General features: G+C 55.2%; 13 protein-coding genes. 12 read left to right on the plus strand and 1 reads right to left on the minus strand.

Annotated elements, in window-relative coordinates:
- Positions 1 to 27 precede the first annotated feature (27 nt).
- The 7 genes from G403_RS23010 (at position 28) to G403_RS0111210 (ending at position 5,294) form a co-directional block, all read left to right on the plus strand.
- Positions 28 to 330 carry a hypothetical protein gene (locus G403_RS23010; RefSeq protein WP_036233489.1) on the plus strand — a complete coding sequence of 101 codons (303 nt, stop codon included), beginning with the start codon at positions 28 to 30 and terminating at the stop codon, positions 328 to 330.
- A 15-nt stretch (positions 331 to 345) separates the two neighbouring features.
- Positions 346 to 597 carry a DUF3144 domain-containing protein gene (locus G403_RS23015; RefSeq protein ID WP_036233491.1) on the plus strand — a complete coding sequence of 84 codons (252 nt, stop codon included), beginning with the start codon at positions 346 to 348 and terminating at the stop codon, positions 595 to 597.
- An 85-nt stretch (positions 598 to 682) separates the two neighbouring features.
- Positions 683 to 895, plus strand: a complete 213-nt coding sequence (locus G403_RS0111190) for a DUF2970 domain-containing protein (protein WP_027854080.1) — start codon at positions 683 to 685, stop codon at positions 893 to 895.
- A gap of 213 nt (positions 896 to 1,108) precedes the next feature.
- A complete protein-coding gene (coxB, locus tag G403_RS23020) occupies positions 1,109 to 2,245 on the plus strand; it encodes a cytochrome c oxidase subunit II (protein WP_036233529.1) in 1,137 nt (378 codons plus the stop codon).
- Positions 2,245 to 3,834, plus strand: coding sequence for a cytochrome c oxidase subunit I (gene ctaD, locus G403_RS0111200; protein WP_027854081.1), 1,590 nt, complete (start codon positions 2,245 to 2,247; stop codon positions 3,832 to 3,834). Before coxB ends, ctaD begins: the two co-directional genes overlap by 1 nt.
- Before the next feature lie 3 nt (positions 3,835 to 3,837).
- Positions 3,838 to 4,410 (plus strand): cytochrome c oxidase assembly protein, encoded by a 573-nt coding sequence (locus tag G403_RS0111205; protein ID WP_027854082.1) that lies wholly within the window; start codon positions 3,838 to 3,840, stop codon positions 4,408 to 4,410.
- Positions 4,407 to 5,294 carry a cytochrome c oxidase subunit 3 gene (locus G403_RS0111210; protein ID WP_027854083.1) on the plus strand — a complete coding sequence of 296 codons (888 nt, stop codon included), beginning with the start codon at positions 4,407 to 4,409 and terminating at the stop codon, positions 5,292 to 5,294. Before G403_RS0111205 ends, G403_RS0111210 begins: the two co-directional genes overlap by 4 nt.
- A 2-nt stretch (positions 5,295 to 5,296) precedes the next feature.
- Here G403_RS0111210 and G403_RS25865 read toward each other — a convergent pair whose 3' ends face one another.
- Positions 5,297 to 5,599, minus strand: coding sequence for a DUF2909 domain-containing protein (locus G403_RS25865; protein WP_425411704.1), 303 nt, complete (start codon positions 5,597 to 5,599; stop codon positions 5,297 to 5,299).
- Between G403_RS25865 and G403_RS0111220 the strand changes: the two genes are divergently transcribed.
- The 5 genes from G403_RS0111220 (at position 5,499) to G403_RS0111240 (ending at position 9,329) form a co-directional block, all read left to right on the plus strand.
- On the plus strand, positions 5,499 to 6,254 hold the full coding sequence (locus G403_RS0111220) for an SURF1 family protein (RefSeq protein WP_027854085.1): 756 nt from the start codon (positions 5,499 to 5,501) through the stop codon (positions 6,252 to 6,254). The genes G403_RS25865 and G403_RS0111220 overlap by 101 nt on opposite strands.
- Positions 6,241 to 6,693: a thioredoxin domain-containing protein gene (locus G403_RS0111225; RefSeq protein ID WP_027854086.1), complete on the plus strand. Its 453-nt coding sequence runs from the start codon at positions 6,241 to 6,243 to the stop codon at positions 6,691 to 6,693. Before G403_RS0111220 ends, G403_RS0111225 begins: the two co-directional genes overlap by 14 nt.
- A 10-nt stretch (positions 6,694 to 6,703) precedes the next feature.
- Positions 6,704 to 7,711: a COX15/CtaA family protein gene (locus tag G403_RS23025; protein WP_036233493.1), complete on the plus strand. Its 1,008-nt coding sequence runs from the start codon at positions 6,704 to 6,706 to the stop codon at positions 7,709 to 7,711.
- A complete protein-coding gene (cyoE, locus tag G403_RS0111235) occupies positions 7,689 to 8,597 on the plus strand; it encodes a heme o synthase (protein WP_027854087.1) in 909 nt (302 codons plus the stop codon). The genes G403_RS23025 and cyoE overlap by 23 nt, the downstream gene beginning before the upstream one ends.
- 126 nt (positions 8,598 to 8,723) lie before the next feature.
- Positions 8,724 to 9,329 carry a Yip1 family protein gene (locus G403_RS0111240; protein ID WP_027854088.1) on the plus strand — a complete coding sequence of 202 codons (606 nt, stop codon included), beginning with the start codon at positions 8,724 to 8,726 and terminating at the stop codon, positions 9,327 to 9,329.
- Positions 9,330 to 9,605 lie beyond the last annotated feature (276 nt).

Here is a 9,605-nt window from a genome sequence, read left to right on the forward strand (position 1 = left end):
TTAACGCGTAATTAATGGGAGCGTCGGATGCAGGGGAGTGCCCAACAGATTGATAACCGCATGGTCCAGGGGGCCGGTGGTCTCAGTTTCATGAACGCCGTCGACAGTCATTTGCGAGTGATCTCGGAGCTGCAGCTGGCGACACAGGCTCATCATGTCATCCGTCTCAGGCTAAAGCTGTTTTATGACAATGAGCCAGCGGGGATACTCTCTTTCGACTTGAATGGATACAGCCCCGCTGAGGCGGTTTCAGTTGCGCGTAATATCGGTGCCAATCAATACATCATGCGCGAGATAGATGAATATCTCTGCGGAGATATGGTGGAGTAGACGAGGAGTCACGTCATGCTGGAAGCCGATTTTTTTGAGGTGTCGGACGAATTTGTCAATCTGGCAAATGAAATGCTCGACGAGTGGGCTCAACCGATGTTGAGTGCTGCGATTATGCATGCGGCGGCTCGCTTTAACGCTTTTAACTATCTCAGTCAGGGGGAGCAAGACAGCCCCGCTCAAGCGGTGGAGTTTCTGACTAACCAGTATCGGCAGATGCTGGAGGAATCATTGCGTGAGCTCAAGCGCGAGCAAGCTGTCGGCTGATACCTCTCCTGTGCAGAACGGGCTCATCTGACCTATATGTTTAACAGCAGACAATCGCATCTGATGTTAAACAGGAGGTGAGCCAATGTCTTCTCCGACTATCCTGCGCCGCTGGTGGAACACGCTGCTGGGGGTGCTTGCCGGCTTTTTGGGTGTGCAATCGGAAGCGCGTCGGGAACGCGACTTCAAGGAAGGACGTGCGCTCCATTTCGTTGTAGTTGGCGTCCTGATGGCCGCGGTTTTCGTGATTTTCGTGATTCTGTTGGTGCGCTGGGCACTCCAGCTTGCGGGCGCCTGATGTGTTTTAACTGCCATATTCCGACATTCCCGTCTTTTCCTTGCATTTTTTAAACGCCTGCTATACTCCGCTATGTAGCCACCGGGTAGACCTGCCGTTTCACTGCGAAATAGGGCGCTACCCGGGACTCCCGTATCCAAAGGGAACCGGACCTGCTTACGCGGGTATGGGATGGATCCTGGGCATACCCGCAATGGAGGCCTGGTGATGGGAATGATAAGAATAATACCCTTGAGCTGCGCCCTTATCCTCCTGTCGGCTTCGGCCCAGGCGGAATGGACGTTGAACTTGACCCCCGGTGTGACGGAAGTCAGCCGGTCGGTTTATGACCTGCACATGACCATTTTCTGGATCTGCGTGGCTATCGGCTGCGTGGTCTTTGGCGTGATGTTCTGGTCGATCTTCCATCATCGCAAATCCCGTGGCGCAAAAGCTCACCACTTCCATGAGCATACCGCCGTGGAAGTGATGTGGACATTGATCCCACTCGGCATACTGGTGGCCATGGCGGTTCCCGCTACTGCAACCCTGGTGGATATGTATGATCCGCGGGACGCCAAACTGGATGTGCAGGTTACCGGCTATCAATGGAAGTGGCGTTACCAGTACCTGGATCAGGAGCTGGATTTCTTCAGCAACCTCACAACACCCCGCGAACAGATTTCCAACACCGAAAACAAGGGAGAGCACTACCTGCTTGAGGTAGACCGCCACCTGGTGTTGCCCACCGATACCAAAATCCGTTTTCTGCTCACCGCCAATGATGTGATCCATAGCTGGTGGGTCCCCGCACTGGCAGTCAAAAAGGATGCTATTCCCGGGTTTATCAACGAAGCCTGGACTCAGATCGATGAGCCCGGGCTCTATCGTGGTCAATGTGCCGAGTTGTGCGGTAAAGATCATGGGTTTATGCCCATTGTCGTAGAGGCCGTACCCCCGGATCAGTTCGAGCAGTGGGTGGCCGGTATGAAGGCGGAGAAGCAAGCCCAGCAGCAGGCGTCGGAGCGTACCTGGACACTGGATGAGCTGATGGCTCAGGGTGAACAGGTGTATTTATCCAGCTGTGCTGCCTGTCACCAGGCGAACGGTGCAGGGTTGCCGCCGGCGTTCCCCGCCCTTAAAGGCAGCGCCATTGCTGTAGGTGATGTGCAGGCGCATATCGATATCGTACTTCATGGCAAACCGGGAACTGCGATGCAGGCCTTTGCCGAGCAGCTCAGCCCGGCGGAGCTTGCCGCCGTAATTACCTATGAACGCAATGCCTGGGGTAACAGCACGGGAGAGGCGGTTTCACCGGCTCAGGTCAGCCGCGTTCTGGCTGGAGAAGGCGCAGCAGAGGAGGGGATGTGATGAGTACGCTGGATACCGCCACCGATGACATCGGTCATGACCATCATGGTCCGGCCAGCGGCATAGGGCGCTGGTTGTTCACAACCAACCATAAGGACATCGGGTCGCTCTATCTCTGGTTCAGTCTGTTGATGTTCCTGACCGGTGGCGTGATGGCGCTGATGATACGGGCGGAGCTGTTTCAGCCTGGATTGCAGCTTGTGGAGCCCGGCTTCTTTAATCAGATGACCACCATGCACGGGTTGATCATGGTGTTCGGGGCGGTGATGCCGGCGTTTGTGGGGCTGGCCAACTGGATGATCCCGATGATGATCGGGGCCCCCGATATGGCGTTGCCCCGCATGAACAACTGGAGCTTCTGGATTCTGCCTTTCGCCTTCGCGATCTTGATCTCTACGCTGTTGATGGAGGGCGGGGCGCCTAACTTCGGTTGGACATTCTATGCCCCGCTGTCGACGACCTATGCACCACCGAGCGTGACCTATTTTATCTTCGCCATCCATATCATGGGGATGAGCTCGATTATGGGGGCGATTAATATCATCGCCACGATTCTGAATATGCGTGCACCCGGCATGACGATGATGAAGCTACCGATGTTCGTATGGTCCTGGTTGATTACCGCGTTCCTGCTGATTGCGGTGATGCCGGTGTTGGCCGGTGTGGTGACGATGATGCTGATGGATATCCACTTTGGAACCAGCTTTTTTAACGCGGCCGGTGGTGGTGATCCGGTGCTGTTTCAGCACGTGTTCTGGTTCTTCGGGCACCCTGAGGTCTACATCATGATCCTGCCCGCCTTCGGTATCATCAGCCATATTATTCCCACCTTCTCCCGCAAGCGCCTGTTTGGTTACGCCTCGATGGTCTATGCCATGGCATCGATCGCGATCCTATCGTTTTTGGTGTGGGCGCATCACATGTTCACAGTCGGTCTCCCGCTGGTGGGGGAGCTGTTCTTCATGTTCGCGACGATGTTGATCGCGGTACCGACCGGGGTGAAGGTCTTTAACTGGGTAACCACCATGTTCAGAGGGTCACTCACGTTTGAAACACCCATGCTCTTTGCCATCGCATTCGTGGTGCTGTTTACCATTGGCGGCTTCTCGGGCTTGATGCTGGCGATAGCGCCGGTGGATTTTCAGTACCATGATACCTATTTCGTGGTGGCGCACTTCCATTACGTCCTCGTGCCAGGCGCGATCTTCGCGATCATGGCCGGGGTCTACTATTGGTTACCCAAATGGACCGGACATCAACTCAATGAACGGATGGGGCGTCTGCATTTCTGGTTGAGCTTTATCGGCGTCAATATCACTTTTTTTCCGATGCATTTTATCGGTCTTGCCGGTATGCCGCGGCGTATCCCCGACTATGCGCTGCAGTTCGCTGACTTCAATATGGTGGCATCCATCGGGGCCTTTATCTTCGGCTTTTCCCAACTGCTGTTCGTCTGGAACGTGATTCAGACGGTTCGTCACGGGGAAAAAGCTCAGGCCCGCGCATGGGAGGGGGCTGAGGGGCTGGAGTGGGAGGTTGCGTCGCCGGCGCCCTACCATACCTTTGCAACGCCGCCCAGGGTGGACTAAGTCATGGATACCGCACGTGCCAATCGACGTCTGGTTATTCGTCTGCTGGGGGGCTCCGTGCTGATGTTTGGCTTTGGCTTTGCGCTGGTGCCCCTGTATGACGTGTTCTGTGAAGTCACCGGCTTAAATGGAAAAATTACGCGCACCGGGGCTATCGAGACGGTCGAAGCCGACACCAGTCGCCAGGTTCGGGTCCGGCTTATCGGTATCAATAATGAAGGGATGCCGTGGGAATTTTCGCCCCAGCAGTCTCTGCTGACGGTCAATCCCGGTGAGATGAAACAGACCGCGTTTCAGGCTTACAACCCGACGGGGCGCAGTATGGTGGCTCAAGCGATTCCTTCGGTTTCGCCGGGCGTTGCAGCTCAATACCTGCACAAAGTGAACTGCTTTTGCTTTAACGCTCAGCCCCTGCAAGCGGGTGCCAGAGCGGATATGCCGCTGCTGTTTGTGATCGATAAGGAGCTGCCGCCGGAGATTCACTCAATCACCCTTTCGTACACGCTGTTCGATATTACTGAGGCGCAGGCCGCTGACAACGGCAGTGCCGAACCCGATGGAGGTTCGCCGATATGAGCACTCACGCTAGCTACTATGTACCGGAGCAGAGTCGCTGGCCGATTCTGGCATCTATAGCTCTTTTCCTGCTGGCCTTTGGTGCCGGAACCTTGATCAACGGTATTACCCACGAGACTGGAGGAGGGCTTGGCTTACTGATGGTGCTGGCGGGAGCGCTGTTGATGGGGGGTATCCTGGTCGGCTGGTTCGGCAATGTCATTCATGAAAGCCGGGCTGGGCTCTACAGTGCTCAGATGGATCGTTCGTTTCGCTGGGGTATGAGCTGGTTCATTTTTTCTGAGGTGATGTTTTTCGCGGCATTTTTCGGCGCACTATTCTATGTGAGGACGTTGGCGGTTCCCTGGCTGGGGGGTGAGGGAGACAAGGGTGTGTCGCAGATGCTATGGCCCGACTTTACAGCCCAGTGGCCGCTAATGAATCCGCCAGACACTGAACAGTTTGCAGGGCCCAAAGCGCTGGTCGACCCCTGGCACATCCCGCTACTGAACACGGTGTTGCTGGTCACCTCAAGTTTTACGATCACCCTGGCTCATCACGCGCTACTGAAAGACCAGCGCCAAAGAGTGGTGCGATGGATGGGCGTCACTATCTTTTTAGGCATCACATTTATCGGGTTCCAGGCCTACGAGTATGTAGAGGCGTACACCAAGCTGGGGTTGACGTTAAATGCGGGCGTCTATGGAGCGACCTTTTTTATCCTGACCGGTTTTCACGGTCTCCATGTGACCCTCGGTACGGTGATGTTGATCATCATCTTGGGGCGGATTCTAAAGGGGCATTTCAGCTCCCAGCAACACTTTGGGTTCGAAGCGGTCGCCTGGTACTGGCATTTCGTGGATGTGGTTTGGATCGGCCTGTTCCTGTTTGTTTACGTGATCTGAAATCACCAGGGCGCATGAGAATGTAAGTGACCGCTGAGGAACCCAAACAGAATTAACAGTAATAGCGCGGCGCTTAGTACGACCCGAATCATAAGGGTACGCGCCATTCTTGGGTTGTCGCCGCGGTCTCGCATCATGAACCAGAGACTGGTGAAGAGTGCGACCACAATGAGGGCAAAGATAAACAGAGCGGCAAGGCGAAACATGGAATCAGGTCTCCGCGTGTTGGGTCTTAACTCCGTCAGTAAAGGGCAGGAACGCCGATCCGGCAAGCGTTGGGTTTGGGGAGGGCTGTGGTTGGTCATAACTGCTTTACTGACTGGCCTGGGATTTTGGCAGCTCGACCGGGCTGCGCTCAAGCAGCGCTGGCTTAGCGCTCAAGAACGGCCGGCCTTGTCGGTGCTGCCGGAGTGGGAAGTGTCTGCATTGCTGAACCGGCAGCCTTGGTTGCCGGTTGATCTGAATGTGGAGTGGCTGGATCAGCCCCCTCGGTTTTTGGATAACCGCACGCATTCGGGTCAGGCAGGATATGAGGTGCTGGTTCCAGCAAAACTGAAAGATGGCCGAACATTCGTGGTTAACCTGGGGTGGGTTGCAGCGCCGGCCGTGAGATCGCTGAGACCAACACTGAATCTGAATGCTATGCCAACAACGGCTCGCGGTGTCATCGGCTATCCGCCGAAAACCTACGTTCTGGATCAGGTTGCCGCGGATGTGGAGTGGCGGCTGCAAAGTATTCGTTTGGGCCGCTTGAGTGAGTCCTGGGGTATGGAACTCGAGCCCTGGCTGCTTTGGTTAAAAGAGGAAGCTCCAGAAAATATAGTGGCTCGATTACCAGGCTCCGGCCGGATGACCCCGGAGCGACATCTGGGATATGCAGTGCAGTGGTTCTCTCTGGCGCTGGTGTTTTTGGGGTTGGGTCTGTGGTTATTGAAGCGAGGTGGTCATGGTCAAACGTAACCGTAGGGTACTGTGGGCGATATGGCTGGTGGCTCTGCTGCCGCTGGCTTTTGCAGTGACTGCTTACTTTACGCACCTGCCAATCACAGATCAGCGCACCAATAACGGCGTTTTGCTTGACCCTGTTTTGACGCTGGAGCAGTGGGGCGGTGAACGGCAAGCCCACGTGGGGCACTGGAGTCTTATCTACCGGGGCAATGATACATGCACCGAGGTATGCCAGCGTCAAATGGAGCGCCTGCGGCGAGTACATGATGCGTTGGGCCGGGATGCGGCTCGGGTCAGAGTTCAACAGCTATCGACTGATTCGGCGCTGGAGCGAGGCGTCTGGATCGTGGATCCCAACGGAAACCTGCTGATGCGTTACTCCTACAGCCAGATTGGCGAACCGGTTCTGGATGACTTGAAACGGCTATTAAAAGTCTCCGGTCTGGGATAGGAGGAGCGTTATGGAGAACTGTGCTCGTATCGTTAATGCGGCTATCGGACTGGCACTGGTCGTTGTGTTATTGGGGGGGTGGACTCGCTTGAATGAGGCGGGGTTGGGGTGTCCTGACTGGCCCTCATGTTATGGACATTTTGTGCTGCCTGGCGCTGATGAGGTGAGCACGCGAATCGAGCCGTTTTTTCCCGGTCATCAGGTTGACTTAAAAAAGGGTTGGATTGAGATGGTGCACCGGTATGCGGCCAGCCTGCTAGGACTTCTTATCATCGTGCAGTCGGTCTGGATTTGGCGAACGGATGTCGAAAAGCCCTTAAAAGTGCTTTCCTTAGGTTTAGTGGGATTGGTGATTGTCCAGGGATTGTTTGGAATGTGGACAGTCACACTGAAGTTGGTTCCCTGGGTGGTGACGACTCATTTATTGGGTGGCCTTGCGACACTGACGTTGCTGGTGCGTCTGAGGCAGCGACTGAAGCGTGCGGTCAATGGCGATGTGGTTGCAGGGCGTGACTGGAGTGCCCGCTTTTTGGTGACCGTACTTTTTGCCCAGATAGCGCTGGGTGGCTGGACCAGTAGCAATTACGCGGGCTGGGCCTGTGAGGAGTGGATTAGCTGTCACAGTGTGCCGGGCGGTCAGTATGACTTTGTCCAGGGCTTTGATCTCTTTCAGCCAGTCGGTCCTAACTACGAAGGTGGGTTGCTGCCAGCGCCGGCTCGCTCCGCGATCCAGGTAACGCACCGTCTGGGCGCGCTTGTGCTGGGTCTGGCGATTGTTGTGGTGGGAGTGCGCTTGTACGGCCTCCCATCCATTCGACCCTGGCTTTATGGGGTTGGCGCATTATGGTTTCTGCAGGCGGTGATCGGGATACTCAATGTAATCTGGCTCTTGCCGCTGCCTCTGGCGGTGTCGCATCACGCAATGGCCGTGGCTTTGTTGCTGGCGACCGTCGGGCTGTACGACCGTGCCTATCGGCGCGAAAAGGAGGTCTATCATGGCTACTTATCCACTGGCTGAAACGGTTCAGAAACATCATTCCAGCTGGCGTGACTACCTGGCGCTGTGCAAACTGAAGGTGGTTGTCGTGATGCTGCTGACCCTTGTGGTCGGGATGTGCCTGGCGTCGCCGGCGCCACCGAGTTTTTCGCTGCTTGTTCTGACCAATCTTGGTGTGGGGTTGGCTGCGGCTGGGGCTGCGGCTATCAACCATGTGCTCGATCGGGAGATCGACGCGCGAATGGCAAGAACAGCAAGACGACCTCTACCTCAGGGGCGTGTATCCACGCTTTCGGCAGTGATATTTGCCACTTTGTTGGGTGTGTCGGGGATCCTGGTGCTGGCAGTGAGTGTGAATGTACTAACGGCGTTGCTGACTCTTTTCTCCTTGGTAGGTTATGCGTTTATTTATACCGCGTTCTTAAAACGCGCAACGCCTCAGAACATCGTGATTGGCGGCGTGGCCGGGGCGGCACCACCATTATTGGGCTGGACGGCGGTAACGGGGTCGGTAGCGCCTGAGGGCCTGTTGTTAATGTTGATTATATTCGCATGGACGCCTCCCCATTTCTGGGCGCTGTGTCTGGCGCGGCGGGTCGATTATGAACGTTCGGGCATCCCAATGCTGCCGATTACCCATGGTGATGCGTACACCCGTCTTCAGATCGTGCTTTACACACTGCTTACGATACTGACCACTGCGCTGCCTTACTTTTCGGAACTCAGCGGCCTGGCTTATCTGATCGGTGTCTCTCTGCTAAACGTACGTTTTCTGCAGTGGAGCTGGCGTGTATATCGGTCAAGTGATTCTGCAAATGCTATGAAAATGTTCAAGTTCTCGATTCTGTACATCATGAGCTTGTTTGCCATACTGCTAGTGGACCATTACTGGAAAATTCAACTGTAAAAACCGACCGCTTGACCGGAGTGCGAGCGGCTCACTGCACATGCGAAGGGAAGCTGAAAACCATGTAAAAGCCTAAGTGAGAGGGCGGTAATAACGATAACAACCGCGCCTCAGGAGGATAGATCTATGTTCCTGCAGCATATGATGGGTGTCCTGTACCATCCCAAGAAAGAGTGGCGTTCAATCAAGAGTGAGCACTACTCCACCATGCATATATTCCTTGCCCAGATAAGCATACTGGCCGCAATACCCGCCGTATCCTTATTCATCGGTACAACCCAGGTTGGCTGGAGTCTGACCGGAAGCGACCATGTCCGATTGGCCGTGGGCAGTGCGTTGCCGGCTGCGGTCGCATTTTATGTGGCGATGTGGGTGGCTGTCGGCATTATCGCGTACTCGGTGCATTGGATGGAAAAAACCTACGGTGGCAGCGTGAGCTTCGATGAGTGTCTGGTTCTGACAACCTTCACAGCGACACCGCTATTCGTTGCCGGGTTGGCAGGTTTGTACCCGATGCTGTGGTTCAATGTGTCCGTGGGGCTGATAGCGCTCTGTTACTCGGTGTACCTCCTGTACAGTGGGGTGCCGGAAATCATGCAGATTCCGGAGGAGAGGGCGTTCTTCTTTGCCACCTCTATTCTGACCGTCGGGCTTGTCGTACTGGTCGGGCTGCTGGCGGCAACCGTTATCCTGTGGGGTACTTTTGTTCCCCTCGCTTATGTCGGTGGTTAATATCCAATAGAGGGCCGCAGGAGCGGCCCTCTATAATTCTTAAAAGAATCTGAAAAGAGTTGTTGACTCCCTCAGTCAGCTCTGTAGAATGCGCCTCCTCGCTTGAGACGACAGCCCCTTCGGGAGCCGGACGGAACAGCGAGGCGGTTTTCTAACCTCTTGAAATCATTAAGCCTTTTGGTTGATTCGAGAAAACGAAAATCGCAGTGAAAAGCGAAATAAACGCTTGACACTGAATGCGGGGGCGGTAGAATACGCACCTCCTTATGAGGCGCT

Source organism: Marinobacterium litorale DSM 23545 (genome assembly GCF_000428985.1).
Taxonomy (GTDB): Bacteria; Pseudomonadota; Gammaproteobacteria; order Pseudomonadales; family Balneatricaceae; genus Marinobacterium_D; species Marinobacterium_D litorale.